This window comes from Bradyrhizobium rifense, assembly GCF_008123425.1.
Classification (GTDB): Bacteria; Pseudomonadota; Alphaproteobacteria; order Rhizobiales; family Xanthobacteraceae; genus Bradyrhizobium; species Bradyrhizobium rifense.
Genome location: NZ_VSSS01000001.1, coordinates 1 through 20508, shown reverse-complemented (window position 1 = coordinate 20508; position 20508 = coordinate 1). Strand labels below are relative to the sequence as shown.

Sequence of the window (20508 nt, the reverse complement as noted above, 5' to 3'; positions counted from 1 at the left end):
GTGAGAAGAGAGACGTCATGGCGTCCCTGATCGCCGGCGGGGTGGATTGCGACGTGCACCCGGCCGTGCCGCATCTGACCAGCCTGCTGCCGTACCTGAACGACTATTGGCGCGATCAGGTGACGACGCGCGGCATGGTCGACCTCGCCTCGCAATCCTACCCGAAGAACTCGCCGATCGTGGCGCGGCCCGATTGGCGCCCCGAGACTGGCAAGCCGGGCGAGAGCCTGGAGGATATGCAGCGGCACGTGCTCGATCCCTTCCAGCTCACGCATGCCATCTGCAACCCGCTTTACGGCGTGCAGATGGTGTTTTCGGAAGATTTGCAGGCCGCCTTCTGTCGCGCGCTGAACCAATGGCTCGCGAAGGAATGGCTCGATCGCGATTCCCGGCTGCGCGGCTCGATCGTGATCCCGACACAAAGCGTCGAGAAGGCCGTCGCCGAGATCGAGCGCTGTGCCCAGGACAAGCGCTTCGTGCAGGTGCTGATGCTGGTGATGGGCGACACGCCGCTCGGCAAGCGCGCGCTGTGGCCGATCTACGAGGCGGCGGAACGACACGACCTCCCGGTCGGGATCCACGCCGGTTCCGCCTATCACAATCCGCCGACCGCGGTGGGTTGGGGTTCCTATCACATCGAGGATTATGTCGGTCAGGCCCAGGCGTTCCAGACCCAGCTCACCAGTCTGATTGTCGAGGGCGTGTTCGCAAAATATCCGCGGTTGAAGATGGTGATGCTGGAATCCGGCGTCTCCTGGATCTCGCCTTTTCTCTGGCGTCTGCACAAATTCTGGCGCGGGGTGCGGATGGAGACGCCCTGGGTCGATCGCGCGCCGCTCGAGATTGTGCGAAGCAACATTCGCTTCTCGTTACAGCCATTTGATGCGCCGCCGGAGGCCGAGACATTAATTCGCCTGTTTGATCATATGCAGTCCGACGAATTGGTCCTATTCTCCACCGACTATCCGCACTGGCAGTTCGACGGCCAGGACGCGCTGCCCGAGGGCCTCACCCCCGATCTCGTGCGCAAGATCATGATCGACAATCCGCATGCAACCTATCCCCGCCTGATCTAGCCCGCTGCCAAAGGAGGCAAGGCGATGAATATCCAGTTCCGCGAGAACTCTGAAGCCGCTTCTCTCTTGACGACCAAGACCGCGATTGCGGACTGCGACATCCATCCGGCGCGCGCGACCCGGACCGAGCTTTATCCCTATCTCGCCAAACGCTGGCAGCATCATCTCGAGATCTACGGCGTCCATGCCTATCAGGGCATGATGGAAGGCCCGCCCTATCCAAAGGCGCAGCCCAATGCCTCGCGCCGCGATGCCTATCCGCCGGAGGGCGGTCCGCAGGGCTCCTCGCTCTCCTTCATGCAGAAGCAGCTGCTCGATCCCAATAATGTGCAGTTAGGGGTGCTCAATCCGCTCAACACCGGGCAGGGCATTCGCAATCACGAACTCTCGGCGGCGCTGTGCTCGGCCATCAACGACTGGCAGATCGACAAATGGACCAGCAAGGACAAGCGGCTGAAGGCCTCGATCGTCGTCGGTAATGAGGATGGCCTGTCGGCCGCCGCGGAAATCCGCGAACGCGCCGGCGACAAGAATTTTGTCCAGGTGCTGCTGCTCAGCCGCAATGTCGAGCCGCTCGGCCAGCGCCGCTACTGGCCGATCTATCAGGCCGCGGAAGAGGCGGGGCTGCCCATCGGCGTTCACGCCTTCGGCTTCGGCGGCAATCCGATCACGCCGTCAGGCTGGCCGTCCTATTACATCGAGGAGATGGTGGGACACTCGCAGTGCCAGCAATCGGCGTTGGCGAGCCTTGTTCTGGAAGGCGTGTTCGAACGCTTCCCGAAACTGAAGATGGTGATGATCGAGGCCGGCTTCGGCTGGGCGCCATCGCTGGCGTGGCGGCTCGACAAGGTCTGGCAGCGGCTCAGGAGCGAGGTGCCGCATGTTAAACGGCCGCCGTCGGAATATATCCGCGAGCAGGTGTGGTGGACCACCCAGCCGATGGAGGATCCGGAGCGGCGCGAGGATCTGTTCGACGTCATCAACTGGATCGGCTGGGACCGCCTCCTGTTCGCGACCGACTATCCGCATTGGGATTATGACGAGCCGTCACGCGTGCTGCCGGCCGGCGTCAGCGAAACCAATCGCGAGGCGTTTTATCTCGGCAATGCCAAGAAGCTGTACGGAATGGCCGCATGATCCGGAAAAGTGTGAAGCGGTTTTCCGATCGGATCATGCGGAAGACATAAGCATGGCGCGTCATGTGATCGCGCCGGTGGATGAACTTCCGCCGGGCACGCGAAAATTTCTGGAGATCGATGGCCGGCCGATCGCGGTCTTCAACATCAAGGGCGAGTATTTCGGTCTGATGAACCGCTGCCCGCATCAGGGCGCAGCGCTGTGCGAGGGTCCGCTGATCGGGCTCGCGCAGTCCAGCGACCCCGGCGAGATCGAATACACCAAGCTCGGCGAGATCATTCGCTGTCCCTGGCACGGCTGGGAGTTCGACATCCGCACCGGCCAATCCTATTGCGACCCCCGCCGCTTCCGCGTGAAGGCTTATCCGGCGCATGTCGAGCCGGGCGCGGCCGTGGTGAAGGGACCGTATGTCGCTGAAACTGTCACGGTGAAGGTTGAGAGCAATTACGTGGTGGTGGAGCTGTAAAGCCAAAGCCCGGCCGGCACGGGAGCTGCGCTCCCTCGCCCCGTTCTTACGGGGAGAGGGCGGGGTGAGGGGCTCTCTCCGCGGATGAGATGGCTGACGGACCTGTACCCCCTCACCCAGAATTCAAGCTGCGCTCGAATTCCGACCTCTCCCCGCAAGCGGGGAGAGGTGAAGAGAGCGGCGCGTTACGCGTGCCTCATCAATGTCCCGCCACCGGCTCCGCCGCAGGCTCATACGCCGCGACCGCCTGGCCGCCGCCACGATAGACGATCGACGCTGCGATGATGCCGAGGAAGGCGGCGAGCATCAGCCAGAGACCGGGCGAGGCTTTGTCGCCGGTGTGCTCGATCAGCAAGGTCGAGGCGAACGGCGTGAAGGTGCCGAACAGCGCGGCTGCGAGCGCGAAGGCGAGCGAGAAGCAGGTCGTGCGCACATGGGCCGGCACGATCTCGACGAGCGCACCGAGCATGGTGCCGCTGTACATGCCGAAATAGAACGAGAACATCATCTCGACCGCGAGCAGCTTGCCGAAGGTCGGCGCTGCCACCAGCCAGGACAGCGCAGGATAGGCGGTGACGAACGCCAGACCAGCGATGGCGAGCAGCACCGGCTTGCGGCCGATGCGGTCGGACAGCGCGCCGCCGACCGGATTCCAGATGAAGTTGGTGACAGCGACGAGCAGCGTGACCAGCAGCGCATCCTGCGTCGACAGTTTCAGCACGGTCTTGCCGAAGGTCGGGGTGTAGACGGTGACGAAATAGAACGTTGTGGTGGTCAGGATCGCGATCATCATGCCGAGGATGACGATGCGCCAGTTGGCGAGCGCGGAGGCGAACACCTCGTTCGCGGTCGGATGCTTCTTCATCGCGAGGAAGGCCGGCGTCTCCTCGAGAGTCCGCCGCAGCATGAAGATCAGGGGAATGATCAGGCAGCCGACGAAGAAGGGAATGCGCCAGCCCCAGGCAGCGACGGTATCGGCCGGCATCACCTCGGACAGGAGGAAGCCGAGGATCGACGCCACGAAGATCGCGACCTGCTGGCTCGACGACTGGAACGAGGTGTAGAAGCCGCGATTGCCGGGCGTGGAGATTTCCGCGAGATAAACCGAGACACCGCCGAGCTCGACGCCGGCGGAGAAGCCCTGCAGCAGGCGGCCGAGCAGCACGATGATCGGCGCTGCGATGCCGATGCTCGCGTAGGTCGGGCAGAATGCGATGACCACAGTGCCGGCGGCCATGATAGCCAGCGTGACGATCAGGCCCTGGCGGCGGCCGATGCGGTCGATGTACGCGCCGAGCACGATCGCGCCGACGGGGCGCATCAGCGCGCCGAGCCAGAACACACCAAAGGTGTTGAGCAGCGATGCGGTCTCGTTGGTGGAGGGGAAGAACGCCTTGCCGATGGCGGCGGCATAAAATCCGAACAGGAAGAAGTCGAACTGCTCGAGGAAATTGCCGCTGGTGGCGCGCAGGATCGCGCCGATGCGCGACTTGATCTCGGGCGGATTGGTTGATGCTGTTGGTCCAGCCATGACGTTTCTCCCCTTTTTGACGCGGCCGGACCGGAACTCATCTTCACGGCAAGGCGACAGATTGTTGCTGTGACAATCTGTCTAACCCCTCTCGCGCGGGGCCTTGCGAGTCAACCCATTTTGCTTTGGAAGTTGATGATTTTTCAGGCTTTATTCTGCGTTGCAGCGATCATCCATTGGCGGAACGCGGCAAGCTTCGGCGCCTCGCGGCGGCCCTCCGGCGAGACCAGATAGAAGCCTGCGTCGGCCGGCAGCGCGATCTTGAAGGGAACCACGAGCCGGCCCTTGGCGATGTCGTCGCTGACATAGGAGGTCCGCCCCATCGCCACGCCGATGCCGTCGATCGCGGCCTGGATGGTCATGAAGATCATGTCGAAGGTGATGCCGGGCTGCTTGGCGATGTCGGCCGGCAGGCCCGCCGCCGTCAGCCACAGCCGCCAGTCGTCGCTGTTGGCGTTGGATGTGTGCAGCAGCGGATAGCCCTTCAAATCCTCCGGCTGGCGCAGCGGCTTGTCGCCGCGCAGCAGCGAGGGGCTGCACACCGGGAACAGCTCGTCCGCCATCAGCCAGTCGGCGCGCAGGCCCGGCCATTGGCCGCGGCCATAGCGGATCGCGGCGTCGACATCGTCGCGCTGGAAGTCGACCAGGCTGGTCGAGGTGGTGATGCGGACGTCGATGCCGGGATGTGCCTCCTGGAAATCGGTCAGCCGCGGCAGCAGCCATTTCGCGGCGAGTGAGGCCAGGGTCGAGACCGTCAGCACCCTGTCGTCGTCCTTGCGCAAGAGCCGGTCGGTCGCAAGCCGGAGGTCGTTGAAGGCGGCGCGGACGCCGGGGAGGTAGTCGCGCGCCTCCGGCGTCAGCGCCAGCGCGCGGTTCTGCCGGATGAACAGGCGGATGCCGAGCTCCTCCTCGAGCCGGCGGATCTGATGGCTGATCGCGGTCTGCGTCACGTTCAGCTCGCTCGCCGCCAGCGTGAAGCTGAGATGGCGCGCGGCGGCCTCAAACGCCCGCAATCCGTTCAGGGAAGGCAATCTGGCAGTCATTTGGCAGCAGGATGCATGAGCTTATTTCATGCGAAGAGGTACAAATTGTCGTTTGTCGAAGTCCGCGTGCAGGAGGATATTGGGTTCAAATTTAGCTCGAGGAGCTGAAAATGTCTACTTGCACCGACAATGCGATGACAAATCATCATGCGTCCGGCCTGCTCTACCAGATCGGCGAGACCCTCCATGTCTGGCACGAGCGCTACCGGACCCGTCGCGAGTTGACCAACTGGACCGCCCGCGATCTTCACGACGTCGGCCTGTCCTGGACCGACGTTGCGTACGAGGCCGACAAACCCTTCTGGCGGGCCTGATTGGCCGCCAGGCCGGCGCCGCCTGATCACAGGGGCGCCGGCGGTCCCTCTTTCTCCTGAGGCTCGTGTCATGAGCACGCTCCGCCTGGAAGATCTGAAGCAATATTCGGACGTGCTGCGCACCCGGCAGGGCGACGCAATCAACGTGCGCTTCATCGAGCCGCGCGACACCGAGGAGCTTCAGCACTATTTCCGCTCGCTCTCGACCCGGTCCCGCTACAACCGTTTTTTTGGCGCGCTCAGCGAACTGCCGAAGGGCCTGCTGAGCGAATTCCTCGATGTCGGAGCGCGCGAGCGCTTTACCGTCGTCGCGACCAAGATGGTCGGCGGCTTCGAGACCATCGTTGCCGAGGCGCGTTACGCTTTCCACGTCGAGACCTCGACGCTTGAGTTCGGCCTCTCGGTCGACGACCGCTGGCAGGGCCATGGCATCGCGACCGCGCTCCTGAAGAATCTCGAATGCCGCGCTGCCGCGCTTGGCGCCGAGCACATCTTCGGCGACACGTTGCGCTCCAACCAGACCATGATTTCGCTGGCGCGCAAATCCGGCTTCGCCTTTGTCAATCATCCTGACGACTGGAAGCTGGTGCGCTTCGACAAGGAGATCCACGTCGCGCCAAAGGACATTCCCTGCGCCAGCTGGCGTCTTGCAGCACTTTCCAGTCAGGCCGATCGCCCCTCAGCCTCGGCCTGACACAACTCCAAGCCCGGCTCTGATGATTCAGAGCCGGGCATTTTTTTGCCTTCACGCAGCATCCTCGTTGGTAAAGTCGGTCGAAGTCGCGACCGACCGCCACCCTGCCAATTCCCGCGCGACGAACGCGTTCTTTGCCTCGATCCGCTCCACCGTGTCGCTGCCGAGCGGCAGCCGCAGCGGCGGGTTCTTCGCCTCAGCCAGCTTCAGGAAGGCCTGGGCCAGCTTGCGCGGATCACCGCGCTGGCCGTGATTGAATTCGGCTGCATGCGCGCGAGTCTTGCCGACGCTCTCGTGATAGTCGTCGATCGTCTGCGCCGTGCGCGACAGCGAGGTCTCGTCGAGAAAATCAGTGCGGAAGAAGCCCGGCTCGACCACGGTGACCTTGATGCCGAGCGGTGCCACTTCGCCGGCCAGCGCTTCGCTGATTCCCTCGACCGCGAACTTGGTCGCACCATAGACGCCCCAGCCGGGATAGCCGGTGTAGCCGCCGACCGACGAGATGTTGATGACGTGGCCCGAGCGCTGGCGGCGCATATGCGGCAGCACCGCGCGGGTGACGCCGAGCAGGCCGAACACATTGGTGCCGAACAATTTTTGCGTTTCCGCGCCGCTCGCTTCCTCGATGGCGCCCAACAGGCCGTAGCCGGCATTGTTGACGAGGATGTCGATGCGGCCGAATTTCTTGACCGCCTGGCCCGCGGCCTCGTGCGCTTCAGCCTCGCTGGTGACGTCGAGCCGGGTCGCCAGCAGCCGTTCGTGGCTGCCGAGCCGTGCCGTGACGGTCGACGAATCGCGCGCGGTCGCGACCACCGCATCGCCGGCCTTCAACGCTGCCTCGGCGATCAACGCGCCAAATCCGCGGGATGCCCCTGTGATGAACCAAACACGCATGATGTTGCCCTTTCCAATTTGGCCTGGCGATGTGCCGAAGCCGATGGGCAAGGTGTAGCGGCTCGCCATAGCTGAGATAATCCGCTATATATTTGGTAGGCTCCTGAGAAAAATTCATCAATGCGGATCGACCCGTCCGACCTCGCGACCTTCCTGGCGATTGCCCGCCACCGCAGTTTTCGCGCGGCGGCAACCGAGCTTGGTGTCACGCCGTCGGCGCTGTCCCACGGCCTGCGCAATATCGAGGAGCGGCTGGGCCTGCGGCTCGTGAACCGCACCACCCGCAGCGTCGCGCTCACCGAGGCCGGCGAGCGACTGTTCGCGCGCATCACGCCGGCCTTTCGCGACATCGACGACGCGCTTGAGGACCTCAACAATTTCCGCGGCAAGCCCGCCGGCACGTTGCGCTTCACCGCCGCGCGCCAGTCGGCGCAGTTGGTGCTGCTGCCGATCGTGACGCGTTTCCTGAAAGCGTTCCCTGACGTCAGCGTCGAGGTCGTCATCAACGACGCCCTGATCGACATGGTCGCGGCCGGCTTCGACGCCGGCGTACGCTTTGGCGAAACCATTGCCGCCGACATGATCGCCGTGCCGATCGGCCCGCGGCATCGCTTTGCCGTGGTCGGCGCGCCCGCCTTCTTCAAGGCGCATAAGCCGCCAGCCACGCCGCGCGACCTGAAAGGCCTGCCCTGCATCCGCTACCGCTTCACCTCCGGCGCGCTCTATCATTGGGAGTTTGAACGCGGCGGCATCGAACTCGCCATCGATGTCACCGGACCGCTGACGATGAACGATCAGGACCTGATGGTCGATGCGGCGCTGGATGGAGTTGGTCTCGCGTATGTGTTCGAGCAGCAGGTGGACGCGCTGCTCGCAAAACGCAGGCTCGTGCGAGTGCTCGCCGACTGGTGCCCGAACCTATCCCGGCTTCTTCCTCTACTACCCAAGCCGCCGCCAATTGCCGTCGGCGCTACGCGCGTTCGTGGATTTTACGAGGGGCGGCGAAGCATCCGGTCACGCCACGTCGCGGCGATGACAGGGCAGGGATCGCTTCCGTCCCCTCATTCGAGCTTGGCCGGCACCGAGGCAGGCCGGGTCGCATCCAATAGAAACATCACCAGCTGATCCAGGTCCGTCGTCCCGTCGCTGAACACTTCCATGGCCATGTCGGGACCGTGGCCGACCATCGACTGACCAGCCTCGGTGCGGTTGACGCCGTGCGGCGTTCGTTGGCCGACCCGGCCAGCGAGGACATAAAACGATTCAGAGCCGGGATGGGAATGCACCGGCGTCCTGGAGCCGGGCGGTCCGCCGGCGTGATTGATTTGCAGCAGATATTCGGGCGCAGGGAAGACTGGTACCGGCCCAATTTCGGCGACTTTGCTGCCGCCAGGCGATGGACCGCCCTTCGAGCCGAGCGTGAACAGCCAGACCTTGCCAGAGACCTCGGCAGCCAATGACGTCGGGCTTGTGCTCGCAGCCTTTTGCGCGAGATCGAGCGTGGGGAAATTCTCGATCCGCCAATAAAGCTCTCCCGGTGGGAGGCCACTCAACTTCTTCTGCGCGACCTGAGTGACGACGAATTTTCCCGGCTCGGCCGCGACCGGCGGCACCATCGCTATCGCAAACAGCAAGACCATCGAAGCGATGAGATAGCAAGTGCCTGATCTTCGAGGGCTCATGGTGTCACTCCTCGATTGCTCTTGGAGACAACGGCTACATTCGAGCGCCTATTTCCCCGTAAACACCGCTTTCCGCTTCTCGATGAAGGCCTGCACGGCCTCCTTGTGATCAGCGGTGGTGGTCAGGCGGATCAGGCGTTCGGCCTCGTGGTCGCGGGCGGTTTCGAAATCGAACAGCAGGGCTTCGTCGAGATTGTCCTTCATGTAGCGCAGCGCCAGGCGCGGGCCCTCGGCGAGCGATTTCGCCAGTGTGAAAGCCTCGGCCTGAAGCTTGTCATCGGGCACAACGCGGTTGACGAGGCCGATGGCCTCTGCCCGCGCGGCGTCAACGCGATCGCCGGTGAACATCAATTCGCGCGCTCGCGAGGTGCCGACTAGCCTCGTCAACAGCCAGGCGATGCCGTAGTCGCCGCTCAGCGCGACGCGCGCATATCCGGTGGTGACGAACGCCGATTGTGCGGCGATGCGGATGTCGCAGGCCATGGCGATGGCGAGCCCGGCGCCGGCCGCGGCGCCGGGCAGTGCCGCGATCGTCGGCTTGCGCACCGCCACCAGAGCGCCAGTAAGCTGCCGCTGCCGCTCCTGAAGATCAGTGACCTTGTCGTCGAAGGACATTTCGAGCTTCTTCGGGTCGCGGTGCGCGCCCATCCCCTTGACGTTGCCGCCGGCGCAGAAGGCTTCACCGGCGCCTGTGAGCAGCAGCGCGCCGACATTCGGATCCTCGCCGCAGGTTCGGATCATCGTGCGCAGCGCCGGCGTTAGCGTGTCCGACAGCGAATTGCGCGCCTCCGGCCGGTTCAGCGTGATGACCGCGACGCGGTCGCGGATGACGCAGAGCAGTTCATTGGTGCCGGTGTCAATGGTGGTTTCGGTGGTCATTGTCGCTCCCTACTCTTGTAGGGTGGGCAAAGCGAAGCGTGCCCACCATTTGTTGTTCTCGTTATTGGTGGTGGGCACGGCGCGTTGCGCCTTTGCCCACCCTGCGGCAGTTCGTTCAAAACTTCTCCACCCACGGCCGCAGCTCAAGCTCCCAGCTCCAGGCGCTGCGCGGCTGCTGCAACACGTTCCAATAGCTCTCCGCGATCGCGTCGGGATCGAGCATCGAATCCGGCTTGTCGGTCGGTTCGGCGCGGGCAGCGCTCTTGATTCCACCGTCGATGACGAAATGCGCGACATGAATGCCTTGCGGCGATAATTCGCGCGCCATGCTCTGTGCCAGCCCGCGCAGCGCGAACTTGCCCATCGCGAACGGGGCGGATTGCGCGTAGCCCTTGACGCTGGCTGACGCGCCGGTGAACAGGATCGCGCCGTGCTTGTTCGGCAGCATGCGCTTTGCGGCCTGCTGCGCCACCAGGAAGCCGCCATAGGCGCTGACCGCGATCGCATTCGCGACGTCGGCCGGGACGAGATCGACGAACGGGCCACGCGCGCGGCCGCTGGCATTGTAGACGACGAGATCCGGCGTGCCGATCTCGCGCTCGACCAGGCCGAACAGGCGTTCGACCTCCTCAGGCTCGGTGGCGTTGCAGGCATAGGCCTTGGCGCCGGTCTGGCTGCAGAGCGCGCCCAATTTCTCGATCTTGCGTGCGGCCAGCGCGACGCGAATGCCTTGCGCGGACAGCAACCGTGCCAGCGAGGCGCTCAGGCCTTCGCCGGCGCCGACGATGAGGGCGATCTTGTATTTCGGATGTTCCATGGCGTGATCTCTCGGGGACGGGACGCCGCTGATCTATGCACGGCCGGCGCGGACAACCAGCCAGAATCCAGGGCCAGCCGATCACAATTCCGCAGAGCGAATTGCTCCTTCACGGCGATCATGCCTCCCTGACAATTTGCGGCTTTATCGCCCGTCGCGATGGGAGCATGATCGACATCATCCCAAGCGGCAAGCGCTAAGAATTGGTCGCCGGGCGGAAACGAAGAGGACGATCATGCACAAGCCGGCCACAGCGCAGCCGAAACATGTCGCGGCGGAGCAGTCGGGCCTGCTGGCGCCCGATACCACTGGCATGAACTTCTACCGCGCCGATCAGGCGCTGACGGATCTCTTGCGCATCCATCTGCCGGAGACGCTATTCCGCCACATCGAGCCGCATCTCGACCGCCTCGGCGAATTGGCCGGCGGTCATCTCGACGACTGCGCACGCCTCGCCGACCGGCACACGCCGGTGCTGCACCAGCGCGACAAGTTCGGCCGTGATGTGCAGTGGATCGAATATCACCCGGCCTATCGCGAGCTGGAGAACGCCGCGTTCGGCGAGTTCGGCATCCACGCGCTCTCGATCCGCAAGGGCATCATGGGCTGGCCGGACAAATACCCGGTCGTGGCAAAACACGCCTTCACCTTCCTGTTCAACCAGACTGAATTCGGCATGGGCTGCCCGATCAATGTCACCGACGGCTGCGCAAAGTTGCTTTCGAATTTCGGCAGCGACGCGCTGAAGGCGAAATATCTCGACGGCCTGACCTCGACCGACATGAGCAAGCTGACGCAGGGCGGCCAGTTCATGACCGAGAAGGAAGGCGGCTCCGACGTCGGTACGCTCACCACGCGCGCGGTGCAGGAGGGCGACCATTGGCGCCTCCACGGCGAAAAATGGTTCTGCTCGAATGCGGACGCCAAGGTTGTGATGCTACTCGCGCGTCCAGAGGGCGCCGGCCCCGGCACGCGCGGCGTCGGCCTGTTCCTGATGCCGCGCTTCCTCGACGACGGCTCGCAGAACCACTACCGGATCGTGCGCCTCAAGGACAAGCTCGGCACCCGCTCGATGGCCTCGGGCGAGATCAAGCTCGAAGGCGCGATTGCGTACGCCGTCGGCAGGCTCGACCGCGGCTTCGTGCAGATGGCCGAGATGGTGAACTCGTCGCGGCTCTCCAACGGCGTCAAATCGACTGCGCTGATGCGCCGCGCGTATCATGACGCGATGACCGTCGCGAAAAACCGAGTCGTGTTCGGCAACCGCATCATCGACCTGCCGCTCGGGCGACGGCAGATGCTGAAAATCATGCTGCCGGTCGAGCAGGCGCTATCGATGAGCTTCCTCACCGCCGATGCGCTCGACCGTGCCGAGGCTGGCAGCCAGGATGCGGCGGCGCTGTTGCGCATCCTGACGCCGACCCTGAAATTCCGCGCCACGCGCGATGCGCGAAAAGTCTGTGGCGATGCGCTCGAGATGCGCGGCGGCATTGGCTACATCGAGGAGTTTGCCACGCCGCGGCTGCTGCGCGATGCCCATCTCGGCTCGGTCTGGGAGGGCACCGGCAACATCGTCGCCATCGATGCGCTCAGGCGTGCCGTTGGCCGCCACGGCGCGGAATCCGCGTTATCGGCCGATCTGCATGCCCGCCTCGATGACAGCGCCTCGGTACCGCAGGCCTGGTGCGATCATCTGCGCGGCCTCGTCGATCGCGCAGTCGGTTTTGCGCGCGAGGTCGCCGGGAAGTCCGAGAATGAAGCCGATGCGCGGCGCGCCACGACCCTGCTCTATCATGTCACCAGTGCCGTCGCGCTCGCCTGGGAGGCGCACCGTATCCACGACATGCGCGGCGATGCGCGCCGGCTGCTGCTGTCGCGGCTGGTGATCGACCATCGCGTTGCGCCGAGCGATCCGTTCCGGCTGACGGAAAATGCCACGCAGGCGAAGATCGCAGCACTGTTGCTCGGCGATCGCGATGCCGGCATGAGCGAGGTTGGCGAACTGGTTCTGGCAGCGTAGGCTGCGCGCCACGATCAAACAAAAAACGCGATAGGGAGTGCTCGATGAAGGCCGCCGTCCTCTATGAAGTCAACCAGCCGCTGGTCATCGAGGATGTCAGCCTGCCGAAGCCCGGCCCGCGCGAGGTCCTGATCCGCACGACCGTAGCCGGCCTCTGCCACTCCGATCTGCACTTCATGGAAGGCCTCTACCCGCATCCGCTCCCCGCCGTGCTTGGGCACGAATCCGCCGGTGTCGTCGAGCAGGTTGGCTCCGACGTTACGTATGTGAAGCCCGGCGACCACGTCGTTACGTGCCTGTCCGTGTTCTGCGGCACCTGCGACAATTGCACCACGGGCCGCACCGTGCTCTGCACCGACACTACGGTGAAACTGCTGCCGGGCGTGTCCAACCGGATGCAGTGGAACAAGCCGGAGAAGCTGCACCAATTTCTCAACCTCTCGTCCTTCGCCGAGCAGATGCTGGTGCACGAGAACGCCATCGTCAAAATCCGCAAGGAGATGCCACTCGATCTCGCGGCGCTGATCGGCTGCGGCGTCATCACCGGCTACGGCGCGGTGGTGAACACGGCGAAGGTGACGGCGGGCGAGACCGTGGCGGTGATCGGCTGCGGCGGCGTCGGCATGGCCGCGATCAATGGTGCACAGATCGCCGGGGCCGGCCGCATCATCGCCATCGACACCAATCCGGCAAAGCTCCAGCTCGCGACGAAGCTGGGCGCCACCGACATCATCAACCCCGCCGATGGCGATGTGGTGAAGCAGGTCCGCGACCTCACCAATGGCGGCGTGCACCATTCCTTCGAGGTCCTGGGCCGCAAGGAGACCGCGGAGCAGGCGTTTGCCATGCTCGCCTCCGGCGGCACCGCCACCATCGTCGGCATGATCCCGTTCGGCCAGAAGATCGAGCTGCACGGCTTTGACTTCCTGCGCGAGCGCCGCATCCAGGGCTCGTCGATGGGCTCCAACCACTTTCGCGTGGACATGCCGCGCCTGGTCGATTTCTACCTGCGCGGCCGGCTGCATCTGGAGGATTGGATCTCGGCCAAGCTGAAGCTGTCGGAGATCAACGAGGGTTTTGCCAACATGAAAGCCGGCAAAACGCTACGCAGCGTGATTGTGTTTGATAGTTGAGCCAGGCTATTTTGCACTGTCATTGCGAGGAGCACTTGCGACGAAGCAATCCAGACTGTCGCCGTGGAAGAATTCTGGATTGCTTCGCTGCGCTCGCAATGACGGAGAGCATCAATCATCGAACATCTTCGGCGGCACGAACCCGCCGAACTCACGCTCGATCAGCTCGGCGAGCTTCAGCGGCGTGCGATCCTCCAGCCACGGGCCGGCGATCTGGACGCCGATCGGCAAGCCATCCGGCGCAAAGCCGGTCGGGATCGCCGTGGAGGGCAGGCCGGGGAGCGTCGCGATGCCGGGCCAGGCGAGCTGATCGGGATAGACGTGCGCCTTGCCGTCGATCGTGATCCGGCGCTTCTCCTGCTCCGGCGAATGGTCGTGCGGATAGGCCGCCGTCGGCATCACCGGGCAGATCACCGCGTCGAACGTTTTGAACAGCTCGCGCCATTGCGCGCGCAGCCGGGTGCGGCCGCCGTTCGCCATCTGCCAGTCGCGATGGCTGAGCGCGATGCCGCGCAGCCGCTCCGCGGCTAGGCTGTTGTCGCCCTCGGGTAGCGCGGCTGCCGCCGCCTTGGCGCCGGCATAGATGTCGGGCGCGAAGGTCGAGCCGAGGAACGACATCAGCATGCGCATATAGAGCCGCGACGAGGCCGCGAAATCCGGCAGCAGCGGGCTGCTTCGTTCGATCTTGACGCCGACCTTCGCCAGATTGTCGGCAAGCGTGTTGATGGTGCCGCGCACGGCGGTGTCGGTCGGCAGCACCGGATCGGTGTCGATCACCAGCACGCGGAAATCCCTGAACGCGGTGTGCCGTGCCGCCGGCAATTCGAGCCGATAGGCAAAGCCGGCATCGATCGGATCAGGCCCTGCCATCACGTCGAGCACCAGCGAAAGGTCGGCGGCGCTGCGTGCCATCGGGCCGATCACCGAGAGGTCGCGGTCGAACGGCAATGGCGGCAGCGGCGGCGGCGTATGGCCGCGCATCGCGACCAGGTTGAAGGTCGGCTTGTGCGCGTAAACGCCGCAATGGAAGGCCGGCACGCGCAACGAGCCGCCGATGTCGGAGCCGATCGAGAGCGGGCCATAGCCTGCGGCGAGCGCCGCCGACGAGCCGCCGGAGGAGCCGCCCGGTGTGCGGCCGAGATCGTAGGGATTGTTGGTGGTGCCGTAGATGTCGTTGTAGCTCTGCCAGTCGCCGAGCCCGAGCGGCACGTTGGTCTTGCCGACCACGACAGTGCCTGCGTCCTTCACGCGCGTCACCGGCAGCGAATCTTCCTTGGCAACAAAGTCCTTCTGCGTGGGAATGCCCCAGGTCGTCGGCAGGCCGGCGATGTTGTAGGATTCCTTCACGGTCATCGGCAGGCCGAGCAACGGCTTGCGTTCGCCGCGGGCCAATGCTGCATCCGCGTCTCGCGCTGCACTCAGCGCGCGCTCAAAATCCCGGACGCAGATCGCGTTGACCTTGCCGTCGTGACGTTCGATGCGGTCGATCGCATCCTGCGTGAGCTCGACAGCGGAGACCTTCTTCGCCGCCAACGCGGCCGACAGCTCGACCGCGCTCTTGTAACTCCATTCCGATTTCGCCACGACATGCTCCTGCGCTTCACTGGAGGGATGATGCGCAGTTTGGCCGAATGCCGCAACCGCCGTTTGATCGCGATTGATATGTCCAGAATGCTACCCGGGCAGCATTCGCTGCATGACGCGGTCCCGATAGACGAAGACATGCGCGAGCACGGCCGCGATGTGAATGCCGATCGTGATGAGCAGCGCCCATTCCATTGCTTGGTGGAGGCCGTCGATGGTGCGGCCGGCGGCTTCGTTGTCGGAGCCGAGCATCGGCAGGTGCACGAGGTAGAAGTACGAAACCGACCATCCGCGGTAGGACGCGAACAGCCACCCCGAGATCGTGGTCCCGAGCACCAGCACATACAGCAGCCAGTGCACCGCCTCGGAGCTCAGGCGCTGCCAGGCCGGGAGCGAGCTCTCCGGCGCGATCGGATGGGTCAGCCGCCAGACCAGACGCAGCGCAGTCAGCACAAGGATCGTGATCCCGAACGAGATGTGAAACGTCATCCCGGCGCCCGGCGCCATGCTGCGGTGAAGGTCCGGCATCAGCCAGCCGATCGGGTATTGCACGGCAAGCAGAGCCACAATGACCCAGTGAAAGATCTTGGCGGGCGTACCGTATTGCAGTCGTGTGGTCATGGTGTGGCCGCCCTTGAGATCGCGTTTGATCAGGGTTGGAAGCTTCGCGTGGCGGCGTGGGTGAACGGATTGACCGGCCCGCTGCTCATCCGCGTGTTGCCGTCCGATTTCTGCCCCGGCACCGGAAAAGCGTAGCCGATGATGGTCTTGACCACGAACCGGTCAGACGCCGGCGTCAACCCGTAGCCGACGCCGAAGTTCACATCGAACACGCCGGCTTTGAAGTCGGTGACGGCGAAGAGCGTGTGCTGCTGGTCGGGGAGCTTGTCGAAACTCCCGATCTTGCCGAAATCGGCATAATATTCGAAGCCGGCGAACACATCGTTGCCGAAGTTGCGGGCCAGCCGGGCGGCAGGCGCGAAATCGGCCTCGCCCTTGCTGCCGAAGCCGATATCGACGATCGGGTTCACGATGAACTCATATTGCGAATTGCGCACGCCGATGATCGGGCGGATCTCCAGTCCCCATCGGGTCTGCGCGAATTTGGGCATTTCGTAGCTCAACTCGAAATTCACGCCGTAGAATAAATCCCGGTGCTCCGCGTGTGGCGAGACGAACAGCGTGCGCAGCTTGAAGGCGTCGGACAGGAATTGCCGGTCCTGCACGGCGAACGGCAGATAGAGCCCGAGCTCCCACCAATCGGTCATGCCATAGGCGAATTCCGGCGTGCCGTTGAGGCTATGGTTGGAAGGGAAGCCGCCGGGGAACGGCGGGTCCTTCTGTCCGAGCGCGACATAATTGAGGTGCTGCTGGATCGTGAACTGGCCGACACCGGCGATACCGGCGTTGTAGACTTGGATTTCGTCTGTGGCGCGCGCGGCATTCGGCGCAAGCAGGTTCATTGCGCCGGCCAGGCTTGCGACCGCAGTGTATGAATGTTGCCGCTTCATCGCCGCCGCCTAGGCCGCCCCGATCAATATGCCCACCGCCAGCACGATGGCGCCGCCGAGCACGATCTGGAACACGGCCTGGAGGAACGGCGTGTCCATGTAGCGCGCGCGAATGAAGGCGATCGCCCACAATTCGAAGAATACGACGATGCCGGCGATCGCGGTCGCGATCCAGAATGCGTTGGCCCATGTGTCCGGCACCAGATAGGGCATGGTGTGGCCGAGCCCGCCGAGCGTCGTCATCGCGCCGCAGGTGATGCCGCGCAGCCAGGGCGAGCCCCGGCCGGTCAGCGAGCCGTCGTCGGACAGTGCTTCCGCAAAGCCCATGCTGATGCCGGCGCCGATCGAGGCGGCAAGACCCACCAGAAAGGTCTGCCAGTTCTGGTGTGTGGCGAAGGCCGCCGCGAACAGCGGCGCCAAGGTCGAGACCGAGCCGTCCATCAAGCCGGCGAGACCCGGCTGCACATATTGCAGCACGAACATCCGCCGCCGCGTGCGGTCTTCTTCCGCGCGCACGTCGGGCTTCAAAATCTCGTCGGTGAGCGCGGCCGCGCGGTTCTCGTGATGCTTCTCCTCTTCAGCAAGGTCGCCGAGCAGGCGGCGCACGCCGACATCCTCGGCCTGCTCGGCGGCGCGCGCGTAGAAGCGCTCGGCCTCGAGCTCCATGGTCTCGACTTCCTTGCGGATCGTGTCGAGCGGCAGGTTTTTCGTCAGCCAGATCGGGCGCCGGCGCAGAAAGCCCTTGACGTCCTCGCGGCGGATCGGCGGCAGATGCTGGCCGAAACGCTCTTCATAGAGCTGCAACAGGCGATGGCGGTGGCCGCGTTCTTCCTCGGCCATCTCCTCGAAGATCTTCGCCGTATCAGGATAACGTTCCCGGAGATCCTCGGCGAAGCTCATATAGATGCGGCTGTCCTCCTCCTCGGAGGAGATCGCGACCGCAAGCACCTCGCGCTCGGTCAGCTCGGAAAAATTCTTCACGGATTGCGCCTGCCACTAGTTTAGAATAATTCTAAGTTCCTATAGGCTGCAATTCATTCAGGGTCAATTCACGCGAGCCGCGCCAACCGTAGCAACCTGGGTACTGCCGCCGCGGCGCTTGAAATGCATGGAACCGTGTCCCGAAGTACAGGTTCGAATTCTACAGTGTGGGTGGGTGAATGATGGACAAGGTCAAGTTTCGTCTGAACGATCCGCGGCTGGCGCCACGGCGCACCAGGCTCGAAATCCCCGGATGGGCCGGCAAGCGCGAACCGCGTGCGGACGGTTCGCGTGAGCAGGTCTGGCATTGCGTGCCCTTTTCCGAGGGCGCGCAGTACGGCATCGAACTGTTCTATCCCTATGATTTCGAGCTCCACGTCACGACCAGGGACGGTCACTTGATCCTCGAGGCCGATTGGGGAGAGCCGCCGGAGGGGGGCGCGGAATGGCCGCCGTTTCGCAAATTTGGCGATGCCTTCTACACCTATCAGATACTGCTCGATCTCAAGGTTGAAAAAGGCATGGCGATCCGCACGGAGCCGCATCCGCGGTTCTATACCGATCGAACTGACACCGTGCCAATCGCCGTCCCTGCGCTGATCCGCAATTGGTGGCCGATGCTGTTCTTTTGCGTCTTCAAGGCGCCGGCCGAGGGCCGAACCCACATCTTCCGACCCAACGAGCCTTTCGCGCAAATCATCGTCATTCCAGAGGAAGCGAACTTCGAACTCGAGCCGATGGACGAGGAGGAGGCGGCGGAGCGCGAGCTTCAGGCTCGCCGGATCTACAACAGTCGGCCCAAGCTGGCGGCCGGCACCGAATGGACGTCGTCATCGGATACGGTGTTCGACGGCACTTACCGGCACCTGCACCGCGCAGCGAAGGAGAAAGCTCGCAACGGATAGGGCGGTTAGCCGCTCCCGGACTTGCCGTCCCGCTCAAGCATGAGCTCCGCGTCCGTCATGTGCGGCGATCGGGATGGGTGATTTTGCCCGTCTTTCCCGATTACTGGCACGCGAAAGCAAACAGGACCCGAAGGTCCTGTTCATACCATTCCCTGGCCTCGTCGACCTCAGTAGTCGCGGCGATAGAAGCTGTGATGGTGGTGGTGGTGATGGTGATGATGGTGGTGATAATACCGCCGATATCGCGGCACCACCACGACCGGCGCGTCGTAATAGCGACGATAGAAGCTGTGGTGATGGTGATGATGGTGGTGATGGTAAAACTGAGCGACCTGAACATTTTCACCTGCTTTTGGCGGGGCCGCTTCATCGATGGCTTGCAGCAGGGCGCCGGCGTTCGCAATCGGCTCCAGCAGGTCGGCGTATGAATTCGCCTGCAAGACGTCCGTCGGAGCAGGCGCGGCTCCGGCGGGACCGAGCGTCCCGAGCGCGGCCACCGCTCCCAATAGTCCAGCGATCTTCTTGTCCATCGTCGTTCTCCATGGTCGCCGGACCCAGCTCCGGTATCCCGCAACGTCAGATATTGCCGAACGTTCCCTGAACCGGGGATTAATGCCTTGTGACCGGACGGCGGCGTCGCTTCGGAGGGCTATGCTGCGGCGGCGCGCTCGAGGAAATCGAGCAGCAGCCGGCTGACCTCGGCGGGCTGCTCCTGCTGCACCCAATGGCCGGCGCCATCGACGAGATGGCAGCCGAGCATCCTGGTGCAGCCGCGCCCCTGCATCGCCTCGAACACGCCGGGGCGTTGATAAGTGCCCCAGTCCTGCTTGCCCGAGATGAAGCACGACGGCACGTCGATGCTGCGGCCCGCAAACAGCTGCATCTCGCTGTTGAGCATGCCCGTCGTGCCGTAGCGATACCATTGCAGACCGCCCTGGAATCCGGTGCGGCCATATTCGGCGCTGTAATAGGCGAGGTCGCTGTCCGGCAGCCATCCATTGGCGGCGATCGCGGCCGGCGAGGGCATCTCCTTCGCGACCGTCTCGGCCATGGTCTCACCGAGGTCCATCACGTAATAGGTCGGCATCTTTGCGAGCTCGCCTGCAGACCACGATTTCAGCGGATAGGGCTTGTTGTCGATCCAGTCCGCGCTCTTGTGATGATAATAGGCGCGCAGGAAATCATGCACGCCCTGCGGCGCGTGCTGCAGGTCGGCGTTCGCGGCGCGCGTCGCATAGTACCATTGATAATGGATGCGCGGGCGCGGCAGCGCGGCGAGTTCGCGATGCACGGGATCTTCGACCGCAGGCTTGGCGGGACCATCGATCGTGTCGAAGGGTAATGGCGGTGCTCCGCCGAACGGCGCGCTCATCAACGTCACCGAACGAAACACATCAGGCCGGATCAGCGCGCACCACGCCGCGACCGGGCTGCCGAAATCGTGCCCGGCCAGATCGACGTGGCTGTAGCCGAATGCCGACACCAGCCCGAGCGCATCGCGCACGAGGTTGAGCAGCGAGAACGGGGCGAGATCGCCGTCGTAATCCGCGGTCCAGCCGGTGGTGCGGCCATAGCCGCGCTGATCGGGGGCGAGCACGTGATAGCCGGCAGCCGCGAGCGCCGGCATCACCTTGCGCCAGGAGAACGCGAGCTCGGGAAACCCGTGCAGCAGCAGGATGCAGGGACGGCCCTTGGTCTCGAAACCCGCCTCCAGCACATGCATGCGCAGGCCGTTGATGCCGTCGACATAACGCGAGCGGATGCCGGCGGGCAGCGGGATGTCGGGGAGTGTTGTCATTGCTTTCTCCACACGGGCGGAATCGTAGGGTGGGTTAGTCTTA

General features: G+C 64.0%; 20 protein-coding genes and 1 pseudogene. 9 read left to right on the top strand and 12 right to left on the bottom strand.

Annotated elements, in window-relative coordinates; genetic code table 11:
- Positions 1-17: 17 nt before the first annotated feature.
- The 3 genes from FXB40_RS00105 to FXB40_RS00095 are packed head-to-tail and all read left to right on the top strand — an operon-like array spanning position 18 to position 2679.
- On the top strand, positions 18-1076 hold the full coding sequence (locus FXB40_RS00105) for an amidohydrolase family protein (protein ID WP_148769948.1): 1059 nt from the start codon (positions 18-20) through the stop codon (positions 1074-1076).
- Between the two features lie 24 nt (positions 1077-1100).
- The gene (locus FXB40_RS00100) at positions 1101-2213 is read left to right on the top strand and encodes an amidohydrolase family protein (RefSeq protein ID WP_148769946.1); all 1113 of its coding nucleotides are present in this window, start codon (positions 1101-1103) and stop codon (positions 2211-2213) included.
- A 52-nt stretch (positions 2214-2265) separates the two neighbouring features.
- On the top strand, positions 2266-2679 hold the full coding sequence (locus tag FXB40_RS00095) for a Rieske (2Fe-2S) protein (protein ID WP_148769944.1): 414 nt from the start codon (positions 2266-2268) through the stop codon (positions 2677-2679).
- A 199-nt stretch (positions 2680-2878) separates the two neighbouring features.
- Here the strand turns inward: FXB40_RS00095 and tcuC are convergent, their stop codons facing one another.
- Positions 2879-4210 carry an MFS transporter gene (gene tcuC / locus FXB40_RS00090; RefSeq protein WP_148769942.1) on the bottom strand — a complete coding sequence of 444 codons (1332 nt, stop codon included), beginning with the start codon at positions 4208-4210 and terminating at the stop codon, positions 2879-2881.
- A 143-nt stretch (positions 4211-4353) separates the two neighbouring features.
- Positions 4354-5253, bottom strand: coding sequence for a transcriptional regulator GcvA (locus tag FXB40_RS00085; RefSeq protein WP_148769940.1), 900 nt, complete (start codon positions 5251-5253; stop codon positions 4354-4356).
- 110 nt (positions 5254-5363) lie between these two features.
- On the opposite strand from FXB40_RS00085, the gene FXB40_RS00080 reads away from it, so the two are divergent.
- Together FXB40_RS00080 and FXB40_RS00075 are read left to right on the top strand one after the other, a co-directional pair.
- On the top strand, positions 5364-5567 hold the full coding sequence (locus tag FXB40_RS00080) for a DUF1127 domain-containing protein (RefSeq protein WP_148769938.1): 204 nt from the start codon (positions 5364-5366) through the stop codon (positions 5565-5567).
- Between the two features lie 70 nt (positions 5568-5637).
- Positions 5638-6261, top strand: coding sequence for a GNAT family N-acetyltransferase (locus tag FXB40_RS00075; protein ID WP_148769936.1), 624 nt, complete (start codon positions 5638-5640; stop codon positions 6259-6261).
- A gap of 51 nt (positions 6262-6312) precedes the next feature.
- Here FXB40_RS00075 and FXB40_RS00070 read toward each other — a convergent pair whose 3' ends face one another.
- Positions 6313-7155, bottom strand: a complete 843-nt coding sequence (locus FXB40_RS00070) for an oxidoreductase (protein WP_148769934.1) — start codon at positions 7153-7155, stop codon at positions 6313-6315.
- Positions 7156-7275: 120 nt separating this feature from the next.
- Between FXB40_RS00070 and FXB40_RS00065 the strand changes: the two are divergent.
- Positions 7276-8191, top strand: a pseudogene (locus FXB40_RS00065) (LysR family transcriptional regulator).
- Between the two features lie 25 nt (positions 8192-8216).
- Here FXB40_RS00065 and FXB40_RS00060 read toward each other — a convergent pair.
- From FXB40_RS00060 to FXB40_RS00050, 3 genes are all read right to left on the bottom strand, one after another.
- Positions 8217-8837 (bottom strand): cupin domain-containing protein, encoded by a 621-nt coding sequence (locus tag FXB40_RS00060; RefSeq protein WP_148769932.1) that lies wholly within the window; start codon positions 8835-8837, stop codon positions 8217-8219.
- A 48-nt stretch (positions 8838-8885) separates the two neighbouring features.
- Positions 8886-9716 (bottom strand): enoyl-CoA hydratase, encoded by an 831-nt coding sequence (locus tag FXB40_RS00055; protein ID WP_148769930.1) that lies wholly within the window; start codon positions 9714-9716, stop codon positions 8886-8888.
- A 115-nt stretch (positions 9717-9831) separates the two neighbouring features.
- Positions 9832-10533, bottom strand: a complete 702-nt coding sequence (locus FXB40_RS00050; RefSeq protein ID WP_148769928.1) for an SDR family NAD(P)-dependent oxidoreductase — start codon at positions 10531-10533, stop codon at positions 9832-9834.
- 235 nt (positions 10534-10768) lie between these two features.
- On the opposite strand from FXB40_RS00050, the gene FXB40_RS00045 reads away from it, so the two are divergent.
- On the top strand, positions 10769-12553 hold the full coding sequence (locus FXB40_RS00045; protein ID WP_148769926.1) for an acyl-CoA dehydrogenase family protein: 1785 nt from the start codon (positions 10769-10771) through the stop codon (positions 12551-12553).
- Positions 12554-12597: 44 nt separating this feature from the next.
- Positions 12598-13686 (top strand): Zn-dependent alcohol dehydrogenase, encoded by a 1089-nt coding sequence (locus FXB40_RS00040; protein WP_148769924.1) that lies wholly within the window; start codon positions 12598-12600, stop codon positions 13684-13686.
- A 111-nt stretch (positions 13687-13797) separates the two neighbouring features.
- Here FXB40_RS00040 and FXB40_RS00035 read toward each other — a convergent pair whose 3' ends face one another.
- The 4 genes from FXB40_RS00035 to mbfA form a co-directional block, all read right to left on the bottom strand.
- The gene (locus FXB40_RS00035; RefSeq protein ID WP_148769922.1) at positions 13798-15270 is read right to left on the bottom strand and encodes an amidase; all 1473 of its coding nucleotides are present in this window, start codon (positions 15268-15270) and stop codon (positions 13798-13800) included.
- Between the two features lie 90 nt (positions 15271-15360).
- Entirely contained in the window at positions 15361-15891 is a 531-nt protein-coding gene (locus FXB40_RS00030) for a cytochrome b (RefSeq protein ID WP_148769920.1), read from the bottom strand.
- A gap of 29 nt (positions 15892-15920) precedes the next feature.
- Positions 15921-16781, bottom strand: a complete 861-nt coding sequence (locus FXB40_RS00025) for a hypothetical protein (protein ID WP_246207226.1) — start codon at positions 16779-16781, stop codon at positions 15921-15923.
- 9 nt (positions 16782-16790) lie between these two features.
- Positions 16791-17762 carry an iron exporter MbfA gene (gene mbfA / locus FXB40_RS00020; protein ID WP_148769918.1) on the bottom strand — a complete coding sequence of 324 codons (972 nt, stop codon included), beginning with the start codon at positions 17760-17762 and terminating at the stop codon, positions 16791-16793.
- A gap of 182 nt (positions 17763-17944) precedes the next feature.
- On the opposite strand from mbfA, the gene FXB40_RS00015 reads away from it, so the two are divergent.
- A complete protein-coding gene (locus FXB40_RS00015; RefSeq protein WP_148770197.1) occupies positions 17945-18667 on the top strand; it encodes a hypothetical protein in 723 nt (240 codons plus the stop codon).
- Between the two features lie 167 nt (positions 18668-18834).
- On the opposite strand, the gene FXB40_RS00010 is transcribed toward FXB40_RS00015, so the two are convergent.
- Both FXB40_RS00010 and FXB40_RS00005 read right to left on the bottom strand, forming a co-directional pair.
- Positions 18835-19197, bottom strand: a complete 363-nt coding sequence (locus FXB40_RS00010) for a hypothetical protein (protein ID WP_148769916.1) — start codon at positions 19195-19197, stop codon at positions 18835-18837.
- A 119-nt stretch (positions 19198-19316) separates the two neighbouring features.
- Entirely contained in the window at positions 19317-20465 is a 1149-nt protein-coding gene (locus tag FXB40_RS00005; RefSeq protein ID WP_148769914.1) for an alpha/beta hydrolase, read from the bottom strand.
- Positions 20466-20508: the final 43 nt, after the last annotated feature.

Excerpts from the sequence above, each read along its gene's own strand:
- FXB40_RS00030 (WP_148769920.1), bottom strand. The coding sequence starts at position 15,891 with ATGACCACACGACTGCAATACGGTACGCCCGCCAAGATCTTTCACTGG.
- FXB40_RS00045 (WP_148769926.1), top strand. The coding sequence starts at position 10,769 with ATGCACAAGCCGGCCACAGCGCAGCCGAAACATGTCGCGGCGGAGCAG.
- FXB40_RS00070 (WP_148769934.1), bottom strand. The coding sequence starts at position 7,155 with ATGCGTGTTTGGTTCATCACAGGGGCATCCCGCGGATTTGGCGCGTTG.
- FXB40_RS00055 (WP_148769930.1), bottom strand. The coding sequence starts at position 9,716 with ATGACCACCGAAACCACCATTGACACCGGCACCAATGAACTGCTCTGC.
- FXB40_RS00010 (WP_148769916.1), bottom strand. The coding sequence starts at position 19,197 with ATGGACAAGAAGATCGCTGGACTATTGGGAGCGGTGGCCGCGCTCGGG.
- FXB40_RS00025 (WP_246207226.1), bottom strand. The coding sequence starts at position 16,781 with ATGAAGCGGCAACATTCATACACTGCGGTCGCAAGCCTGGCCGGCGCA.
- FXB40_RS00105 (WP_148769948.1), top strand. The coding sequence starts at position 18 with ATGGCGTCCCTGATCGCCGGCGGGGTGGATTGCGACGTGCACCCGGCC.
- FXB40_RS00060 (WP_148769932.1), bottom strand. The coding sequence starts at position 8,837 with ATGAGCCCTCGAAGATCAGGCACTTGCTATCTCATCGCTTCGATGGTC.
- FXB40_RS00050 (WP_148769928.1), bottom strand. The coding sequence starts at position 10,533 with ATGGAACATCCGAAATACAAGATCGCCCTCATCGTCGGCGCCGGCGAA.
- FXB40_RS00080 (WP_148769938.1), top strand. The coding sequence starts at position 5,364 with ATGTCTACTTGCACCGACAATGCGATGACAAATCATCATGCGTCCGGC.
- FXB40_RS00005 (WP_148769914.1), bottom strand. The coding sequence starts at position 20,465 with ATGACAACACTCCCCGACATCCCGCTGCCCGCCGGCATCCGCTCGCGT.
- FXB40_RS00095 (WP_148769944.1), top strand. The coding sequence starts at position 2,266 with ATGGCGCGTCATGTGATCGCGCCGGTGGATGAACTTCCGCCGGGCACG.
- FXB40_RS00100 (WP_148769946.1), top strand. The coding sequence starts at position 1,101 with ATGAATATCCAGTTCCGCGAGAACTCTGAAGCCGCTTCTCTCTTGACG.
- FXB40_RS00040 (WP_148769924.1), top strand. The coding sequence starts at position 12,598 with ATGAAGGCCGCCGTCCTCTATGAAGTCAACCAGCCGCTGGTCATCGAG.
- FXB40_RS00015 (WP_148770197.1), top strand. The coding sequence starts at position 17,945 with ATGGACAAGGTCAAGTTTCGTCTGAACGATCCGCGGCTGGCGCCACGG.
- FXB40_RS00085 (WP_148769940.1), bottom strand. The coding sequence starts at position 5,253 with ATGACTGCCAGATTGCCTTCCCTGAACGGATTGCGGGCGTTTGAGGCC.
- FXB40_RS00075 (WP_148769936.1), top strand. The coding sequence starts at position 5,638 with ATGAGCACGCTCCGCCTGGAAGATCTGAAGCAATATTCGGACGTGCTG.
- tcuC (WP_148769942.1), bottom strand. The coding sequence starts at position 4,210 with ATGGCTGGACCAACAGCATCAACCAATCCGCCCGAGATCAAGTCGCGC.